General features: G+C 71.9%; 16 protein-coding genes, 1 tRNA gene and 1 pseudogene. 14 read left to right on the plus strand and 4 right to left on the minus strand.

Annotation, left to right across the window (positions count from 1 at the left end; all coding sequences use genetic code 11):
- Window positions 1-458, minus strand: a 458-nt coding sequence (locus tag JYK17_RS38435) for a DUF3662 domain-containing protein (protein WP_222812220.1), incomplete at its 3' end; no start/stop codon positions are given.
- A gap of 501 nt (window positions 459-959) precedes the next feature.
- Here JYK17_RS38435 and JYK17_RS38440 point away from each other — a divergent pair.
- The 6 genes from JYK17_RS38440 to JYK17_RS38465 all read left to right on the plus strand — a co-directional run bounded on the left by JYK17_RS38440 (window position 960) and on the right by JYK17_RS38465 (window position 4936).
- A tRNA-Leu gene (locus JYK17_RS38440) sits at window positions 960-1046 on the plus strand.
- 273 nt (window positions 1047-1319) lie between these two features.
- Window positions 1320-2744 carry a DUF2252 domain-containing protein gene (locus JYK17_RS38445; protein WP_128802412.1) on the plus strand — a complete coding sequence of 475 codons (1425 nt, stop codon included), beginning with the start codon at window positions 1320-1322 and terminating at the stop codon, window positions 2742-2744.
- Complete coding sequence (locus JYK17_RS38450; protein WP_222812221.1) at window positions 2741-3022, plus strand: hypothetical protein; 282 nt, start codon at window positions 2741-2743, stop codon at window positions 3020-3022. Before JYK17_RS38445 ends, JYK17_RS38450 begins: the two co-directional genes overlap by 4 nt.
- On the plus strand, window positions 3019-3486 hold the full coding sequence (locus JYK17_RS38455; protein ID WP_128802414.1) for a hypothetical protein: 468 nt from the start codon (window positions 3019-3021) through the stop codon (window positions 3484-3486). Before JYK17_RS38450 ends, JYK17_RS38455 begins: the two co-directional genes overlap by 4 nt.
- A gap of 119 nt (window positions 3487-3605) precedes the next feature.
- Window positions 3606-4460, plus strand: coding sequence for a J domain-containing protein (locus JYK17_RS38460; protein ID WP_108010499.1), 855 nt, complete (start codon window positions 3606-3608; stop codon window positions 4458-4460).
- 146 nt (window positions 4461-4606) lie between these two features.
- Entirely contained in the window at window positions 4607-4936 is a 330-nt protein-coding gene (locus JYK17_RS38465; protein ID WP_108010501.1) for a rhodanese-like domain-containing protein, read from the plus strand.
- A gap of 52 nt (window positions 4937-4988) precedes the next feature.
- Here JYK17_RS38465 and JYK17_RS38470 read toward each other — a convergent pair whose 3' ends face one another.
- Entirely contained in the window at window positions 4989-6122 is a 1134-nt protein-coding gene (locus JYK17_RS38470) for an acyl-CoA dehydrogenase family protein (protein WP_108010503.1), read from the minus strand.
- A 405-nt stretch (window positions 6123-6527) separates the two neighbouring features.
- On the opposite strand from JYK17_RS38470, the pseudogene JYK17_RS38475 reads away from it, so the two are divergent.
- The 3 genes and pseudogenes from JYK17_RS38475 to JYK17_RS38485 all read left to right on the plus strand — a co-directional run.
- Window positions 6528-7202 (plus strand): annotated as a pseudogene (locus JYK17_RS38475) (DUF5819 family protein); the annotation flags it as partial.
- Window positions 7199-8413 carry an HTTM domain-containing protein gene (locus JYK17_RS38480; protein WP_108010507.1) on the plus strand — a complete coding sequence of 405 codons (1215 nt, stop codon included), beginning with the start codon at window positions 7199-7201 and terminating at the stop codon, window positions 8411-8413. The pseudogene JYK17_RS38475 and the gene JYK17_RS38480, both read left to right, overlap by 4 nt.
- An 86-nt stretch (window positions 8414-8499) precedes the next feature.
- Window positions 8500-9270 carry a TrmH family RNA methyltransferase gene (locus tag JYK17_RS38485; RefSeq protein ID WP_222812222.1) on the plus strand — a complete coding sequence of 257 codons (771 nt, stop codon included), beginning with the start codon at window positions 8500-8502 and terminating at the stop codon, window positions 9268-9270.
- Here JYK17_RS38485 and paaN read toward each other — a convergent pair.
- Window positions 9267-10970 (minus strand): phenylacetic acid degradation protein PaaN, encoded by a 1704-nt coding sequence (paaN, locus tag JYK17_RS38490; RefSeq protein ID WP_222812223.1) that lies wholly within the window; start codon window positions 10968-10970, stop codon window positions 9267-9269. The two genes, JYK17_RS38485 and paaN, sit on opposite strands and share 4 nt — an antisense overlap.
- Window positions 10971-11130: 160 nt before the next feature.
- On the opposite strand from paaN, the gene JYK17_RS38495 reads away from it, so the two are divergent.
- Both JYK17_RS38495 and JYK17_RS38500 read left to right on the plus strand, forming a co-directional pair.
- On the plus strand, window positions 11131-12648 hold the full coding sequence (locus tag JYK17_RS38495; protein WP_108010513.1) for a 3-hydroxyacyl-CoA dehydrogenase: 1518 nt from the start codon (window positions 11131-11133) through the stop codon (window positions 12646-12648).
- The gene (locus tag JYK17_RS38500; protein WP_108010515.1) at window positions 12645-13235 is read left to right on the plus strand and encodes a TetR/AcrR family transcriptional regulator; all 591 of its coding nucleotides are present in this window, start codon (window positions 12645-12647) and stop codon (window positions 13233-13235) included. Before JYK17_RS38495 ends, JYK17_RS38500 begins: the two co-directional genes overlap by 4 nt.
- A 25-nt stretch (window positions 13236-13260) precedes the next feature.
- Here the strand turns inward: JYK17_RS38500 and JYK17_RS38505 are convergent, their stop codons facing one another.
- Entirely contained in the window at window positions 13261-13746 is a 486-nt protein-coding gene (locus tag JYK17_RS38505) for an Lrp/AsnC family transcriptional regulator (protein ID WP_108010517.1), read from the minus strand.
- 191 nt (window positions 13747-13937) lie between these two features.
- On the opposite strand from JYK17_RS38505, the gene pdhA reads away from it, so the two are divergent.
- Genes pdhA through JYK17_RS38520 form a run of 3 tightly spaced genes read left to right on the plus strand, consistent with a single transcriptional unit; the run spans window position 13938 to window position 17451 of the window.
- Window positions 13938-15074 carry a pyruvate dehydrogenase (acetyl-transferring) E1 component subunit alpha gene (pdhA, locus tag JYK17_RS38510; RefSeq protein WP_108010519.1) on the plus strand — a complete coding sequence of 379 codons (1137 nt, stop codon included), beginning with the start codon at window positions 13938-13940 and terminating at the stop codon, window positions 15072-15074.
- Window positions 15071-16075 (plus strand): alpha-ketoacid dehydrogenase subunit beta, encoded by a 1005-nt coding sequence (locus tag JYK17_RS38515; RefSeq protein WP_108010521.1) that lies wholly within the window; start codon window positions 15071-15073, stop codon window positions 16073-16075. Before pdhA ends, JYK17_RS38515 begins: the two co-directional genes overlap by 4 nt.
- Window positions 16075-17451: a dihydrolipoamide acetyltransferase family protein gene (locus tag JYK17_RS38520; protein WP_108010523.1), complete on the plus strand. Its 1377-nt coding sequence runs from the start codon at window positions 16075-16077 to the stop codon at window positions 17449-17451. The genes JYK17_RS38515 and JYK17_RS38520 overlap by 1 nt, the downstream gene beginning before the upstream one ends.
- Window positions 17452-17666 lie beyond the last annotated feature (215 nt).

The following is a 17666-nucleotide window of genomic DNA, read 5'->3' on the forward strand; positions in this document are numbered from 1 at the left end:
GCCGGCGGGTAGCCGTAACCGCCGCCGGGGCGGCCGGCGGCAGGTGCCGGCGGAGCGGCGGGCCCGGGGGCCTGCTGGTTGCTGCTGGAGGCGAGCGTGCGGCTGCGCACCCGGTACAGGCCGGTGTCGAGGTCGTCCGCCTTCTCCAGGTTGACCTTGATGGGGCCCATGAAGGTGTACCGCTGCTGCTTGGCGTAGTCGCGCACCATGCCCGCGAGCTCGTCGCCGAGCTGCCCGGAGTAGGGGCTGAGCCGCTCGTAGTCCGGCGTGCTCAGCTCCACGATGAAGTCGTTGGGGACGACGGTGCGGTCGCGGTTCCAGATGGTGGCGTTGTTGTCGCACTCGCGCTGGAGTGCACCGGCGATCTCCACGGGCTGGACCTCGGACTTGAACACCTTGGCAAAGGTGCCGTTGACCAGACCTTCGAGACGCTGCTCGAACTTCTTCAGGACTCCCATGAGGCACCTCCTCCGATGTCGCTGCCGTCCTGTTTCGCGCCCTGCGGGCGCTGCCTTACCTGGTACTGCTTACTGATCGTATCCACGCGCGGGTGAATCGGCTGGTTCCCCCTGTCGGCCTCGTCGACGGGTGTCGACGCCGGACGGAGTCCGCTTCGGAGGTTCCCTCCGAAGCCGCCCTTCGAACTCCTCCCACCCACTCCTTCTGCCCAGGATCGTAGAGGCGGCCGCAGACCAGTGTCCCGCACCCGACTGTGCACCCTGCCCGGCTCCTGGGGAGACGGGCAGGACCGGTACGAGGTTGATACGTGAACCGGCCTCCGTTGATACGGAGCGAAGACGCCTGATGATCGATTCCTCTCGGCACCGGATCGGGGAACCTTGCTGGTGGGCGGCTGCTCGGGCACAACTGATGTGAATCCACCCCTGCCACCGTGCTAATGTTCTGCGTGTCGGAAGGCGCCGGAGCCCAAGGGGCGAGGGGCCGAAGACACACCCAATGCGCGGGTGGCGGAATAGGCAGACGCGCTGGATTCAGGTTCCAGTGCCCGCAAGGGCGTGGGGGTTCAACTCCCCCCTCGCGCACCAGCCGAAGGCCCCCAGGTCCCAGACCTGGGGGCCTTCGCTTTGTCCGGGTCGGTGTGAGTCTCCTTACCTCGTGGGGGCCTCGTGAGGACAATCACACGTCCCGGGCCGCGCGGACCCCGTTCCGCCGCGTGATCGTGAGTGGCGTTCTCCACAGGTGTGGAGTTGTCCACATCCACGGACGAGGAGTTGTCCACAGGGTCTGACGCGTCTCGGCCACCGGCTGTACGGTCTGCACGAGTTGATGTTCGTGCGTGTGCGGGGGAGGCGGTCGGTGTGACCGGAATCGGTGAGGCACAAACGGCTGAGTCGGGGATACGGCGTCTGCCGCAGGTGCGCGGGTTCGCCGCGTGGCCCGTCGAGGGCTCGCCCAAGGAAGAGGGCAAGGCGCTGCGCAAGCAGGTGCCGCGCAGTGCGCACGCCGCGCTCGACCTCGACGGCTCCCGGCCGCACGCGGCCACCGCGGTCGAGGAGTCCCACCGCGGCCGGATCGCGGAACTCACCCCGATCAGGGCGGGCCGGATGGCCGCGACGCCATTCGCGTTCCTGCGCGGCTCGGCCGGACTCATGGGGTACGACCTCGCGCGTACGCCCATGACGCGCATCCGCGCGCAGATCTGCGGCGACGCCCACGCGGCGAACTTCGGCCTCTACGGCGACGCGCGCGGCGACCTGGTCATCGACCTGAACGACTTCGACGAGACCGTCAACGGCCCCTGGGAGTGGGACCTCAAGCGGCTCGCCGCCTCCCTCGTGCTGGCCGGACGGGAGGCGGGCGCCGACGAGGACCAGTGCCGCAAGGCGGCGTACGACGCGACGGGCGCCTACCGCCGCACCATGCGCCTGCTGGCCAAGCTGCCGGTGCTGGACGCGTGGAACGCCATCGCGGACGAGGAACTCGTCTCCCACACCGACGCCCATGATCTGCTCGGCACGCTGGAGCGGGTCTCGGAGAAGGCGCGCGCCAATACCAGCGGGCGCTTCGCGGCGAAGTCGACGGAGCAGCTGGAGGGCGGAGGGCGGCGCTTCGTCGAGTCCCTGCCGGTGCTGCGGGGGGTGCCGGACGCGGAGGCGACGGCGGTCGCGGCGGCCCTCGAGGAGTATGTGACGACGCTCTCGGAGGACCGGCTCCCGCTGCTGGCCCGGCACACGGTGCACGACGTCGCGTTCCGGGTCGTCGGCACGGGCAGCGTGGGCACGCGCTCCTACGTCGTGCTGCTGCTGGACCACCGGGAGGAGTCCCTGGTCCTGCAGGTGAAGGAGGCCCGGCCCTCGGCGCTGGTCCCGCACCTGGTGACCGCGGGCTTCGAGGCGCCCGCGGTCGAGCACGAGGGGCGCCGGGTCGTCCTCGGACAGAAGCGCATGCAGGTCGTCAGCGACATCCTGCTCGGCTGGACATCGGTGGAGGGGCGGCCCTTCCAGGTCCGGCAGTTCCGCAACCGCAAGGGCAGCGTCGACCCGGCCGCCCTGGCCGCCGACCAGATAGACGACTACGGCCGGATGACCGGCGCCCTGCTGGCCCGCGCCCACTCCCACAGCGCGGACCCCCGCCTTCTCGCCGGGTACTGCGGCAAGAACGAGGAACTGGACGAGGCGATCGCTCAGTTCGCCGTCGCCTACGCGGACCGCACGGAGGCCGACCACGCCGACCTTGTCGCGGCGGTCCGGTCGGGGAGGGTTGCGGCGGAGCTCGGGGTGTGAGCGGCGCCGTGGGGAAAGGGTTTTTCGGGCCCGGGAAGGGTGCTTTCGGGTTCGGGAGGGGTGCCGGGTTCGGGAAGGGCGTCTGGCTCCGAGGGGGCGTCGGGCTCGGGACGGGCGTGCTCGGGAAGGGCGTCGGGCTCGGAGGGGATGTCGGGTTCGGGACGAGTGCGCTCAAGAAGGGCGTCGGGCTCCGAGGGGGCGTCGCACTCGGGACGGGCGTGCTCAAGAAGGGCGTCCGGCTCGTAAGGGGCTTCGTGCTCGGGAGGGGCGTCGGGTGAAGTACGTCGACCTCGACGGGCGGGACGGTGACCTCACCGGGATCATCGACCCCCGCCCCTATCTGGCCAGGCTGCCGGTGCTGGCGGAGCAACTCCCGCCGGGAGCAAGGGCGTTCGCCACGGAACCGGGGCACTACGACCTCTCCGGGAAGCGGTGCGTGAAGGACCTCATGCCGCAGGGGGTGCGCAGGACCGGTGACGACGAGATCGAGATCCGGTTCGCCCACAACTGCTTCAAGCACGACGAGGACCTCCTCGTCCGGTACGCCGGAGTCTCCCGCTTCCAGGTGGGCGTCCTGGACGTCTGCGACGTGACCGGCCTGGGCGAGGTCATCCTCGACGAGCTCCTCCCGCACGCGGACGGCTGCACGCACGAGATCGCCTGCCGTCCGGGGACGCTGATGGTGGCGTGCCGGGATCTGGCGGCGCAGTGGGTGGACGCGGATTGCCCGGACGGGCGGTGACGGCGGCGGGGTGCGGCTGTTTTCCGCGCGGCCGGGGCCTCGGCGGGCGTCGTTGCTGGTCGGAGACGTCGGCGCCGGTGGGCCGGAGCGGCCGCGGGGCCGTGGCCTAGGCTGGTCGCGTGACGAGCCCGGAAGCTGAGCAGGGTGGTGCCGCCGGCGAGGCGCAGGCGACACCCGAGGACGGTGCGCCGCGCCCCGAGGAGCGCCTGGAGCGGGCCGTACGGGCCGCCGAGCAGGCATTGATCGAGTACGAGATCGCGGTGGAGACCTTCCGGGTGGAGGTCGAGAACTTCTCCCGGCTGCACCACCAGCGGCTCGGCCCGATGTACACCCGCCTCGACGAGCTGGACGCGGACATCGCGGAGGCGCGGGCCGCCCGCACCGGCGACCCCGAGGACCGTCGCAAGGCGGAGGAGGCGCGGGCCAGGGTGATGCCCATGCCCGGCGTCGAGGAGCTGTTCCACGGCTGGATGGACGGCGACGGGCTCTTCCCGGAAGCCGCCGCGATGCTTACGGAGCAGCCCGTGCGGCCCCCGCAGCGGGTGCGCCCCAGCGACGAGGCCCGCAAGCTCTACCGCGAGCTGGCCCGCAAGGCCCACCCCGACCTGGCCCAGGAGGACGCCGAGCGGTCCCGCCGTGAGGAGTTCATCACCCGGGTCAACGCCGCCTACGCCCGCGGCGACGAAGCTTTGCTTCGGGAGCTGGCCGAGGAGTGGGCGAAGGGACCGGAGCCCGCCGAGCGTCGTCCCAGCCCCAGCGAGGAGCTCTACGCCCGGCTCGAATGGCTCGCCCAGCGCAAGGAGATGCTGACGCTGGTGGCCAAGGAGCTGGAGGAGAGCGCGATCGGCGCGATGCTCCGGCTGGCACCGGACGACCCCGACCGGCTGCTGGAGGAGATCGCCGAGAAGCTGCTGGCCGATGTCTCCGAGCGGGAGGCGGAGCTGGCGGAACTGCTGGCTCAGTCCGGTCAGTAGGGCCGTAGCAGTCAGCCGTAGCAGTCAGGCCGTAACCCGTCAGGCCGTAGCCGTCGGCGTGTCCGGTGCGGTCGGTCTCCCGGGGTGCGGACGGCGTCGTGCCGCCCGCGTCGGGTAGCGTCTCAGGCATGCATTTCGGAGCTGGTGTGCCCACGGTCGAGGTCGGGGACCTCAAGGACGGCGACTTCCTGCTGGACGTCCGCGAGGACGACGAATGGCAGGCGGGCCATGCCGAGGGGGCGCTGCACATCCCCATCAGTGAGTTCGTGGCCCGCTACGGCGAGCTGACCGAGGCCGCCCCGCAGGACGGCCGCGTCAACGTCATCTGCCGCTCCGGCGGCCGCTCGGCGCAGGTCGCGATGTACCTCGTCCAGCAGGGCGTCGACGCCGTGAACGTCGACGGCGGCATGCAGGTGTGGGCCGCTTCGGGCCGACCGGTCGTGACGGACGAGGGCAAGACCGGGTTCGTCCTGTAGGACTCGTAAACCTGGTAGTACCTGTGGGAGCCCCGCGCGGGGCCCCTGGCGGTCAGCCGAGCGGGTGGGCCGCCAGCAGGTCGCCCAGGGCTTCCTCGTGCGCCGCTGCGGAGCCGAGCTGCAGTTCCAGGTGCTTGGCCCAGGCGTGGTAGCGGTGCAGGGGGTATTCGACGTCCGCGCCGAACCCGCCGTGCAGATGCTGTGCCGTCTGCACGACCCGTCGTACGCCCTCCGAGGCCCAGATCTTGGCGACGGCGACGTCACCGGAGGCCGGCAGTACGCCGGAGGCTCCTGACGCGATCCGCCACGCGGCCTGCCACAGGGTGGCCTCCATCGCGCGCAGGTCGATGTAGCGGTCGGCGGCCTGGACGGCGACGGCCTGGAAGGTGGCGACGGGGAAGCCGAACTGCTCCCGTTTGCCGGTGTATTCACTGGTCATCGCGAGGACCTGTTCACCGAGGCCGAGCGCCAGTGCGCATGTGCCGCAGGTCAGCAGTTCGCGCAGCCGCTCCCAGGCGCCCTCGGCGTCGATGACGTCACGGGCCGTGATCCGGGCCGACTGAAGACGCAGTTCGCCGAGCCGTTCGCCGGTGGTGGAGATCTGCTCGGCGAGGCCTACGCCCGGGTGGGTGCGGGGGATCACGGCGAGGAGGACCCGGTCGGTGGCCGTGTGGGCCGGTACGACGACGAGGTCCGCGGTGTGCGCCCACGGCACCGCCGTCTGCACCCCGTCCAGGATCCAGTCGTCGCCGTCCTGCCGTGCGGTCACCGCGCGTTCGGCCGAGTCGTGGCCGCTGCGGCCGTTCGCGGCAACGGTCAGCACCGTCTCGCCGCGGCCCGCCCGGGCCAGCACGGCGGACTTCAACTCCGGGCTGCCGTGGGCCTGTACGGCCGCTGTGGCCGCGGCGGTCTCCAGCAGCGGGACGCGTGCCAGCACTTTGGCCGACTCCCGCAGCACCAGGCAGAGCGCGATGGGGTCCAGGCCCGCCCCGCCGTACTCCGGGTCCAGCAGCAGGCTCAGCAGGTCCGCCTCGGCGAGCCTGGTCCACAGCGCGCGGTCGAAGTCGTCGGCGACGGTGCCCGCGACGAGTGAGGGACTGGGCACCGCGTCCGGCGCGACCCCGGCGAACACTCCTCGCGCCGCCTCGGCCGCCGCCTGCTGCTCCTCGGTGAAGGTGAAGTCCACGGTCCTGTCCCTCCGGAGGGTCCGTTGATCCGACGGGGATCGGATGGCGATCTGACAGGGATCGGATGGCGATCTGACGGACCGTCAAGATAGAACAGGTTCTAGAAGAAGGGAACGGGTCGCTCAGGGCCGGGCACCCATTGCTCCCGACCGATCGTTCGGTAAGTCGATTTCATGGTCGACCGGGGGCCGTAAGGTGTCAACCGCTGTGGATAACCTGCGGGCATGCCCTGTGGACAACGGGGCGGCTTCGCGCGTGCCGCGGTGAGGTCGGCCCGACGGGCTGTGCCGCACGGGCAGGTCTGAGTACCGTGCCGTGCGGCCGACAAGAGGACCGGGGATCGGGAGACGGGCGGAATGGACGCGTACGGCACAGACTCGGGCGCCCGGCGCGGACCGGACGACCCCGGGAGCGCGCCCGAACCGGAACCCCGTACCGGCGTCGCGGCGCTCTCGCCTCGCTATCAGATCGGCGCCGCCCTTGCGCTCGCGGTCGTCGCCGTTGCCGTCTGTGTGCATCTCGGCATGGTCTTTCTGCATGTCGCGCCGTCGAACACGGTGACCAAGGCGCATGGCAAGGCGATCGACGACTGGATCTATCCGGAGTTCGAGCAGAACTGGAAGCTGTTCGCGCCCAACCCCCTGCAGCAGAACATCGCGGTCCAGGCGCGCGCCGAGGTGCAGGCCAAGGGCGGGGAGATCCGCACCACCGGCTGGTACGACCTGTCCGCCGAGGACGGCCGGGCCATCGACGGCAATCTGCTGCCCAGCCACACCCAGCAGAACGAGCTGCGCCGCGCCCTGGACTTCTTCGTCGCCACGCACGACAGCGACAACCACCCCTCGGGCCTGCGCGGCTCCCTGTCCGAGAGCTATCTGCGGCGGATCGTCGTGCTGCGCCTGGACCGGGAGGACGCGGCCGGCAAGGGCGGCGTCGTCGAGCAGGTCCAGGCGCGGATTCGTACCACCAACGTGCCCCCGCCGAAGTGGAGCACGGAGAAGATCTCCGACAAACCCATCTACCGCGTCCTGCCCTGGTGGACGGTCTCGGCCGCCGACACGAACGGAGGCGCCGAGTGAACCGCCTCGCCCTGTCGGTCTCCTCCGCCATCGCCCGGGTCACCGAGTCGGCGCTCGGCCCGTACCAGACCGCGGTGATCCGTCTCGGCTTCAGCGCGACCTGGCTGCTGTTCCTGCTGCGCGAGTTCCCCCACCGCGAGGAGCTCTACGGCCCCGGCGGCCCGTGGAGCTGGGACCTCGCCCAGCAGTTGATCGCGGTCAACCATGCCTTCACGGCCCTGATGTGGTCGGACAGCGGGGGCTGGTTCGAGTTCGTCTACGTGCTCTCGGTCCTCACCGGCGCCCTGCTGCTGCTCGGCTGGCGGACCCGCACCATGTCCGTGCTGTTCATGATCGGCGTGCTCTCGCTGCAGAACCGCAGTGTCTTCGTGGGCGACGGCGGCGACAACGTCCTGCACCTGATGTCCGTCTACCTGGTGTTCACGCGGTGCGGCCAGGTCTGGTCCCTGGACGCGCGGCGGGCGCGGCGCGAGGGCGCGGAACGCGCGCGTGGGGAGCGGGTAACGGACCGGGTGGGCGTCGTCCTGTGGGCGGTGTTCGGGGCCGCGCTGGTCGCGGTGACCGCCGGCGGCAGGTTCGACGGTACCGACGCGACCGTGCCCGTGATCGTGTGGCTGGTGTGGCTCGCGCTCGCGGTGTGGTGGGTCGTCGGGCGCCGGGCGAAGAGCGCGGAGCCCCGGATACTGCTGGACGTCGTCGGCAACATCGTGCACAACGGCGCCCTGTTCGTGATCATGGCCGAGGCGTGTCTGATCTATGCGACGGCGGGCTGGTACAAGATCCAGGGCAGCCGCTGGCAGGACGGCACCGCGGTCTACTACCCGCTGCACCTCGACTACTTCTCGCCCTGGCCCGGGCTCGCCGACCTGCTGTCGTCCAGCGGCACGATGGTGATGCTCGTGACGTACGGGACCGTCGTCGTGCAGGTGGCCTTTCCGTTCACGCTGTTCAACCGGCGGGTCAAGAACGTGCTGCTGGCGGCCATGATGACCGAGCACGCGGTGATCGCCGTGGTCCTCGGCCTGCCGTTCTTCTCGCTCGCGATGATCGCGGCGGACTCGGTCTTCCTTCCGACGTCGTTCCTGCACCGGCTCGGCGGCTGGGCGGCACGCGCGCGTGCCCGCGTCGTCGCCCGCGCCCGCCGTACGCCCCTGCCGGGCCCGCGCGCCCCGGAGAACCCCGAACCCACGCACGCCGACTCCCCGGCGTGAGCCGCACCGGATGCGCGGATGCGCGGTGCCTGGATGCCCGTATGCGCTGGTGAGCGGGCGCCGCACGCGCACGTAGGCTGCCCACCATGACCGACCCCACCGCCGATCCCACAGCCGACCCCGTGGCCGCCTGGCGCCGGCTGGCCGGCACCTGTGTGCTGCTCGACGGCTTCCACGCGCTCAAGCACGCCGTGCGCTTCGGGGCAGAGGTCCCGGTGGCGGTCACCGCCGACCGGCGGGCGGCGCTCGCCCTCGCCGACGAGCTGGCGCCCGACGTGCGGGGGACGCTGGACGGGTTGCTGACCGAGGTGCCGGAGGCGGTGTACCGCGGCGTGGTCCCGCGCCCGCACCCCACCGCCGTCGCGGCACTGGCCGTACGGCCCTCCCGGGCGGCGGGTCTCGCCAAGCTGGCGCACCTGCCCCGCACCGCGCCCGTCGTGGTCCTCGATGATCCGCGCAACCTCGGCAACGCGGGGGCGGTGATCCGGCTGGCCGCGGGCTTCGGTGCGACCGGCGTGGTCACCATCGGCACGCTCGACCCCTGGCACCCCACCGTGGTGCGCGGGGGCGCCGGGCTGCACTTCGCGACCACGGTGGAACGCCTGACCGCCGAGGAGCTGCCGCCGGGCCCGCTGTTCGCCCTCGACCCCGAGGGCGACGACATCCGGGGAGTGAAGCTCCCGGACGACGCCGTCCTCGCCTTCGGCTCCGAGCGCAGCGGCCTGTCCGCCGAACTGCGCGCCCGCACCGACCACTTGCTGTCCCTGCCGATGCGCCCCCAGGTCTCCAGCTACAACCTGGCGACCAGCGTGGCGATGACCCTGTACCACTGGAGCGCCACCGGCGTCGGCTCCTAAGCCTGGCCCTGGGCCTCCCGCCGCACCTCCACCACCCGGAAGCGGTTCGCCACGAACGCGCCGTCGCACAGCGCGGCGTTGGCCGCGGGGTTGCCGCCGGAGCCGTGGAAGTCGGAGAAGGCGGCCGTCTGGTTGACGTACACCCCGCCGGTGAGGTTCAGCGACAGCTGGGCCGACTCCTCCAGGCAGACCTCCTGGACGGCGTCCTCGATCTCGGCGTCGGTGGTGTACGCGCCGACCGTCATCGCGCCCTTCTCGCGGATCGTGCGCCGCAGCAGCTCCACGGCCTCGGCCGAGGAGTCGACCGCGACGGCGAAGGAGACCGGGCCGAAGCACTCGCTCATGTAGGCGGCCTCGTCGTCCGGCTTGGCGCCGTCGAGCTTGACGATGACCGGCGTGCGCACCACCGCGCCCGGGAACTCGGGGTTGCTGATCTCCCGTGAGGCCAGGGCGACTTCGCCGAGCCCGGCCGCGGCCTCCAGACGGGCCTTCACGTCGGGGTTGACGATCGCGCCGAGCAGCGCGTTGGCGCGCGCGTCGTCGCCGAGCAGGCCGTCGACCGCGCGGGCGAGGTCCGCGGTCACCTCGTCGAAGGTCTTCGGGCCCTCGTCCGTGCGGATGCCGTCGCGGGGGATCAGCAGGTTCTGCGGGGTCGTGCACATCTGGCCGCTGTACAGCGACAGCGAGAAGGCCAGGTTGGAGAGCATGCCCTTGTAGTTCGCGGCCGAGTCCACGAGCACCGTGTTGACGCCGGCCTTCTCGGTGTAGACCTGCGCCTGGCGGGCGTTGGTCTCCAGCCAGTCGCCGAACGCCGTCGAGCCGGTGTAGTCGATGATGCGGATCTCCGGGCGCGTGGCCAGGGTCTTCGCGATGCCCTCGCCGGGACGCTCGGCCGCCAGCGCCACCAGGTTCGGGTCGAAGCCCGCCTCGGCGAGCACCTGGCGCGCCACCTGCACGGTGAGCGCGAGCGGCAGCACCGCGCGCGGGTGGGGCTTGACCAGGACGGCGTTGCCGGTGGCCAGGGAGGCGAACAGGCCCGGGTAGCCGTTCCACGTCGGGAAGGTGTTGCAGCCGATCACCAGCGCGATGCCGCGCGGGACGGGCGTGAACCGCTTGGTGAGCGCGAGCGGGTCGCGCTTGCCCTGGGGCTTGGTCCACTCCGCGGTGTCGGGCGTGCGGACCTGCTCCACGTACGCGTACGCCACCGCTTCGAGGCCGCGGTCCTGTGCGTGCGGGCCGCCCGCCTGGAACGCCATCATGAACGCCTGGCCGGAGGTGTGCATGACCGCGTGCGCGAACTCGTGCGTCCGGTCGCTGATCCGCTTGAGGATCTCCAGGCACACCACCGCGCGCATCTCCGCGCCCGCGTCGCGCCACGCGCGCTGTCCGGCCTTCATGGCGGGCAGCAGCTCGTCGAGGTCCGCGTGCGGGTAGGTCACGCCCAGCTCGATGCCGTACGGCGACGTCTCGGCGCCCACCCAGTCGTCCGTGCCGGGCTGGCCGAGGTCGAGCCGGCTGCCCAGCAGGGCGTCGAAGGCGGCCTTGCCCGCCGCCATGTCCAGGCTGCCGTTCTCGCCGTAGGCCTTGGGGTGCTCGGGGTGCGGGGACCAGTACGCGCGCGTGCGGATCGCTTCCAGCGCCTGGTCGAGGGTGGGCCGGTGCTTGGCGATCAACTCGTGCGTGGTCAGTTCGGCGGCCATGCGGGACCAACTCCTCGTCTTGTGAACTCTTCGTCGAGCCCATGACCTGGGCAGAAATATGGGCAGGATCAGCCGGTCAGAGTTAGAGTAACCGAACGATCGGTCGGTACAAGGGGGTCCGCCGCATCTGTGGAAAACCCCGTGCGGGAGGATCGCGCACATGACAGCACTGGACCTCAGCAGCCCCGTGGCCGTCGTCGGCGCCGGCACCATGGGCCAGGGCATCGCCCAGGTCGCGCTGGTCGCGGGCCATCGGGTACGGCTGTACGACGCCGTGCCGGGACGCGCCCAAGAAGCGGCCGAAGCGATCGGCGCCCGCCTCGACCGGCTCGTCGCGAAGGACCGGCTCACCGCGGCCGAGCGGGACGCCGCGCGCGCCCGGCTGCTGCCCGCCGCGGAGCTGGCCGACCTGGCGGACTGCTCCCTGGTCGTCGAGGCCGTCCTGGAGCGGCTCGACGCCAAACAGGAGCTGTTCCGCGCACTGGAGCAGGTGGTCGGCGAGGACTGCCTGCTCGCCACCAACACCTCGTCCCTGTCCGTCACCGCCATCGGCGCCGCGCTGGCCAGTCCCGGCCGCTTCGTCGGCCTGCACTTCTTCAACCCCGCGCCGCTGCTGCCCCTGGTCGAGGTGGTCTCCGGGTTCGCCACCGACGTCTCGTCGGCCACGCGCGCGTACGAGATGGCGCGCGCCTGGGGCAAGACCCCGGTCGCATGCGCCGACACCCCCGGCTTCATCGTCAACCGCATCGCCCGCCCGTTCTACGCCGAGGCCTTCGCGGTGTACGAGGCCCAGGGCGCCGACCCGGCCACCATCGACGCGGTCCTGCGCGAGTCGGGCGGCTTCCGGATGGGCGCCTTCGAGTTGACCGACCTGATCGGGCAGGACGTCAACGAGTCGGTCACGCACTCCGTGTGGCAGAGCTTCTTCCAGGACGTGCGCTTCACCCCGTCGCTCGCGCAGCGGCGGCTGGTGGAGTCGGGCCGGCTCGGCCGCAAGAGCGGGCACGGCTGGTACGACTACGGGGACGACGCCGAGCCCGCCGAGCCGCACACCGCGGACGCGGCCCAACAGCCCGCGTACGTCGTCGCGGAGGGCGACCTGGGCCCCGCCGCCGAGGTGCTCGCGCTGATCCGTGAGGCGGGCATCCCGGTGCGCGAGGAGGAAGAGGACCACGGCACCCGCCTGGTGCTGCCGAGCGGCGGCCAGCTGGCGCTCGCCGACGGCCAGACCTCGGTGGAGTTCCGTGACGTCGTCTACTTCGACCTCGCCGTCGACTACCGCAGGGCCACCCGTATCGCCCTGTCCGCCTCCCAGGACACCTCGCCGCAGACCCTCTCCGAGGCCATCGGTCTCTTCCAGGCGCTCGGCAAGAAGGTCAGCGTCATCGGAGACGTCCCCGGCATGATCGTGGCCCGCACGGTCGCCCGGATCGTCGACCTCGCGCACGACGCCGTAGCCAAGGGTGTGGCCACCGAGGAGGACATCGACACGGCGATGCGCCTGGGCGTCAACTACCCGCTCGGACCGTTCGAGTGGAGCCGCAGGCTCGGCCGCAACTGGGCGTACGCCCTCCTCGACGACCTGCACCTGCGAGACCCCTCCGGGCGCTACGCGCCCTCCCTCGCGCTGTACCGCCACGCGTACGCCTCCGACAAGCGGGAGGGCAGCACTTCATGACCACCGCCAAGCGCGACACGTACACGCCGGAGACGCTGCTCTCCGTCGCCGTACAGGTCTTCATCGAGCGCGGCTACGACGGCACCTCCATGGAGCACCTCTCCAGGGCGGCCGGCATCTCCAAGTCGTCGATATACCACCATGTGGCCGGCAAGGAGGAGCTGCTGCGCAGGGCCGTGAGCCGGGCGCTGGACGGCCTGTTCGGGATCCTCGACGAGGAGCACGCGCGCGTGGGGCGGGCCGCCGAGCGGCTCGAGTACGTCGTGCGGCGCATGGTCGAGGTGCTGATCGGCGAGCTGCCGTACGTGACGCTGTTGCTGCGGGTGCGCGGCAACACCGGCACCGAGCGCTGGGCGCTGGAGCGGCGCCGCGACTTCGACCACCGGGTGGCCGAGCTGCTGAAGGCGGCGGCCGCCGACGGGGACGTGCGCGCGGACGTGGAGGTGCGGCTCGCGACCCGGCTGGTCTTCGGGATGATCAACTCGATCGTCGAGTGGTACCGGCCGGACGGACGCGGCATGGACGAGCGCGAAGTGGCCGACGCGGTCGTGCGGCTGGTCTTCGGAGGGCTGCGGAAAGAGGGCTGAGCGCGCGGGGTGAACGCCGGCGGGTTCAGCCCTGCGGCTCCAGGTCCTCCTCCTCGAACACCAGCAGCGTGCGCGTGCTGAGCACCTCGGGAATGGCCTGGAGCCGGGTGAGCACCAGCTCGCGCAGCGCCCGGTTGTCCGAGGTGTGCACCAGCAGCAGCACGTCGAAGTCACCGCCCACCAGGGCGATGTGCGAGGCCCCTGGCAGCTGGGTGAGCTGTTCGCGCACCGTGCGCCAGGAGTTCTGGACGATCTTCAGGGTGATGTACGCCGAGGTGCCCTGACCTGCGCGTTCATGGTCGACGCGGGCACCGAACCCGCGGATGACGCCGTCCTCGATGAGACGGTTGATGCGGGCGTAGGCGTTGGCCCGCGAGACATGCACCCGTTCGGCGACCGACCGTATCGAGGCCCGGCCGTCGGCCTGGAGCATCTGCAGGATGTCCAGGTCGATCGCGTCGAGGGGACGGGCGGGCGGCAGGGCGGTGGTGCCCTCCGGCCCCTCGGCCATTTGTTCAGGTGCCATGTCCCCCCGCCTCCCTGCCATGGACGTACTGCTTTCATTCCAGGCTGTGGAGAACCGTTTGTCCACAGCGTGAAGCCGCCTGTAGCCAAAATGTGTCGGCGACCGAACAATCGGTAGGTGAGGCGCACCACAATGCCGCGGTGCGCCGCAAGCCGCTCCCACGAGGAGGTGCCGTCATGACGGTCATGGAGCAGCGGGGGGCCTACCGGCCATCCCCGCCGCCCGCCTGGCAGCCCCGCACGGACCCCGCGCCGCTGCTGCCCGACGCCGAGCCCCACCGCGTCCTCGGCACCGAGGCGGCCGCGAAGGCCGACCCGGCCCTGCTGCGCCGGCTGTACGCGGAACTGGTCCGCGGCCGCAGGTTCAACACGCAGGCGACCGCCCTCACCAAGCAGGGCCGCCTGGCCGTCTACCCCTCCAGCACCGGCCAGGAGGCCGGCGAGGTCGCCGCCGCGCTGGCCCTGCGGGAGCAGGACTGGCTCTTCCCCAGCTACCGGGACACGCTGGCCGCCGTCGCCCGCGGCCTGGACCCCGTCCAGGCACTGACTCTGCTGCGCGGCGACTGGCACACCGGCTACGACCCGCGCGAGCACCGCGTGGCGCCCCTGAGCACCCCGCTCGCCACCCAGCTCCCGCACGCCGTGGGCCTCGCGCACGCCGCTCGCCTCAAGGGCGACGACGTGGTCGCGCTCGCCATGGTCGGCGACGGCGGCACCAGCGAGGGCGACTTCCACGAGGCGCTGAACTTCGCCGCCGTCTGGCAGGCCCCGGTCGTCTTCTTCGTCCAGAACAACGGCTTCGCCATCTCCGTCCCGCTTGCCAAGCAGACTGCGGCGCCGTCGCTGGCCCACAAGGCCGTCGGCTACGGCATGCCGGGACGCCTGGTCGACGGCAACGACGCGGCCGCCGTGCACGAGGTGGTCAGCGCCGCCGTGAGCCGCGCGCGGGAGGGCGGCGGTCCCACGCTGATCGAGGCGATCACGTACCGCATCGACGCCCACACCAACGCCGACGACGCGACGCGTTACCGCGGCGACAGCGAGGTCGAGGCCTGGCGGGCGCACGACCCGATCGCCCTCCTGGAGCACGAGCTGACCGAGCGCGGCCTGCTCGACGAGGACGGCATGAAGGCGGCCCGCGACGCCGCCGAGGCGATGGCCGCCGACCTGCGCGAGCACATGAACCAGGACCCGGTGCTCGACCCCATGGACCTCTTCGCGCACGTCTACGCGGAGCCCACCCCGCAACTGCGCGAACAGCAGGCCCAGTTGCAGGCCGAGCTGCACGCCGAGCAGGAAGGCGGGCACCGATGACCACCGTCGCCGTCAAGCCGGCCACCATGGCGCAGGCCCTCACGCGCGCGCTGCGCGACGCCATGGCCGCCGACCCCGCCGTCCACGTCATGGGCGAGGACGTCGGCACCCTCGGCGGTGTCTTCCGGGTCACCGACGGACTCGCCGAGGAGTTCGGCGAGGACCGCTGCACGGACACCCCGCTGGCCGAGGCGGGCATCCTCGGCACCGCCGTGGGCATGGCGATGTACGGCCTCAGGCCGGTCGTGGAGATGCAGTTCGACGCGTTCGCCTACCCCGCGTTCGAGCAGCTGGTCAGCCATGTCTCCCGCATGCGCAACCGCAGCCGCGGCGCCATGCCCCTGCCCCTCACCATCCGCATCCCCTACGGCGGCGGCATCGGCGGCGTCGAGCACCACAGCGACTCCTCCGAGGCGTACTACATGGCGACTCCGGGGCTCCATGTCGTCACGCCCGCCACGGTCGCCGACGCCTACGGCCTGCTGCGCGCCGCGATCGCCTCCGACGACCCGGTCGTCTTCCTGGAGCCCAAGCGGCTGTACTGGTCGAAGGACTCCTGGAACCCGGACCACCCGACGGACGTTGAACCCATAGGCCGCGCGGTGGTGCGGCGCTCCGGCCGGAGCGCCACGCTCATCACCTACGGCCCGTCGGTGCCCGTCTGCCTCGAAGCCGCCGAGGCGGCGGCAGCCGAGGGCTGGGACCTCGAAGTCGTCGACCTGCGCTCCCTGGTGCCCTTCGACGACGAGACGGTCTGCGCCTCGGTGCGGCGGACCGGACGCGCGGTCGTCGTGCACGAGTCGGGCGGGTTCGGCGGCCCGGGCGGGGAGATCGCGGCCAGGATCACGGAGCGCTGCTTCCACCACCTGGAGGCGCCGGTGCTGCGCGTGGCCGGATTCGACATCCCCTACCCGCCGCCGATGCTGGAGCGCCACCACCTGCCCGGCGTGGACCGGATCCTGGACGCCGTGGCGCGTCTGCAGTGGGAGGCCGAGAGCTGATGGCACGCACTTCTGACATGCACAGCCTGGAGTTCAAGCTCCCCGACCTCGGGGAGGGGCTCACCGAGGCGGAGATCGTGCGCTGGCTGGTCGAGGTCGGCGACCTCGTCTCCATCGACCAGCCGGTCGTCGAGGTCGAGACCGCCAAGGCGATGGTCGAGGTGCCCTGTCCCTACGGCGGGGTCGTCACCGCCCGCTTCGGCGAGGAGGGCGCCGAACTGCCCGTCGGGGCACCCTTGATCACCGTGGCCGTGGGCGCACCGGCCACCGACGGCGAGACCGACGCCGGCGCCGAGACCGAGGGCTCGGGCAACGTCCTGGTGGGGTACGGCACTTCGGAGGCGCCCGCGCGCCGCCGCAGGGTCAGGCCCGGAGAGCCGGCGCCCGCAGCGCCCCGCGAGGTGAACGGAGGCGCCGAAGCCCCGCGGACGGCGGACGGCCCCGTCCCCGTGATCTCCCCTCTGGTTCGCAGGCTCGCCCGGCAGAACGGCCTGGACCTCAGGGACATGACGGGCACCGGCCCGGACGGACTGATCCTGCGGGCGGACGTGGAGGACGCGCTGCGTGCCGCCCAGGCGCAGGGACGGACGGCCCAGCCGCAGGCACGGATGTCCGAACCCCCCGCCGAGGCCCCCACCCGTGTGACGTCCGCGCCCGCCCCCGCCACCGTCGCAGCGCCCACCGGCACCGGCCTGCGCGTCCCCCTCAAGGGCGTGCGCGGCGCCGTCGCCGACAAGCTCTCCCGCAGCCGCCGCGAGATACCGGACGCGACCTGCTGGGTGGACGCCGACGCGACCGAAATGATGCGTGCGCGCACCGCGATGAACGCGGCGGGCGGGCAGAAGATCTCCCTGCTCGCGCTGCTGGCCCGCATCTGCACCGCCGCCCTGGCCCGCTTCCCCGAGCTGAACTCCACGGTCGACATGGAGGCCAGGGAGATCGTCCGGCTCGATCACGTGCACCTCGGCTTCGCCGCACAGACCGAGCGAGGCCTCGTCGTCCCCGTCGTACGGGATGCGCACGCGCGCGACGCCGAGGCGCTGACCGCGGAGTTCGCCCGGCTGACCGAGGCGGCCCGCGCGGGAAGCCTCACCCCGGCCGACCTCACCGGCGGCACGTTCACGCTGAACAACTACGGCGTGTTCGGCGTCGACGGCTCCACGCCGATCATCAACCACCCCGAGGCCGCCATGCTCGGCGTCGGCCGCATCGTCCCCAAGCCATGGGTGCACGAGGGCGAACTGGCCGTCCGCCAGGTCGTCCAGCTCTCGCTCACCTTCGACCACCGGGTGTGCGACGGCGGCACGGCGGGCGGCTTCCTGCGCTACGTGGCGGACTGCGTGGAACAGCCGGCGGTCCTGCTGCGCACTCTTTGACGGCGGCGGCCCCGACACGTTCCCTGTGATCGCAGGGACACGCATACTCGTGGGATGACCTCGCACGAGTCCTCCGGGCACGAGTCCATCGGGCACGACTCCTCCGGCGATCGGGGCGCGGCTGCCGCGTACGACGCGGTCGTGCTCGCCGGGGGCGCCGGCCGCCGGCTCGGCGGCGCCGACAAGCCCGGCGTGCGGGTCGGCGGCCGGGCGCT

The sequence above is a fragment of the Streptomyces plumbidurans genome (assembly GCF_019857225.1).
Classification (GTDB): Bacteria; Actinomycetota; Actinomycetes; order Streptomycetales; family Streptomycetaceae; genus Streptomyces; species Streptomyces plumbidurans.

Coding starts and splice junctions, on each gene's coding strand:
- JYK17_RS38485 (WP_222812222.1), top strand. CDS start 8,500: ATGACCGACCCCACCGCCGATCCCACAGCCGACCCCGTGGCCGCCTGG.
- paaN (WP_222812223.1), bottom strand. CDS start 10,970: ATGGCCGCCGAACTGACCACGCACGAGTTGATCGCCAAGCACCGGCCC.
- JYK17_RS38495 (WP_108010513.1), top strand. CDS start 11,131: ATGACAGCACTGGACCTCAGCAGCCCCGTGGCCGTCGTCGGCGCCGGC.
- JYK17_RS38500 (WP_108010515.1), top strand. CDS start 12,645: ATGACCACCGCCAAGCGCGACACGTACACGCCGGAGACGCTGCTCTCC.
- JYK17_RS38505 (WP_108010517.1), bottom strand. CDS start 13,746: ATGGCCGAGGGGCCGGAGGGCACCACCGCCCTGCCGCCCGCCCGTCCC.
- pdhA (WP_108010519.1), top strand. CDS start 13,938: ATGACGGTCATGGAGCAGCGGGGGGCCTACCGGCCATCCCCGCCGCCC.
- JYK17_RS38515 (WP_108010521.1), top strand. CDS start 15,071: ATGACCACCGTCGCCGTCAAGCCGGCCACCATGGCGCAGGCCCTCACG.
- JYK17_RS38520 (WP_108010523.1), top strand. CDS start 16,075: ATGGCACGCACTTCTGACATGCACAGCCTGGAGTTCAAGCTCCCCGAC.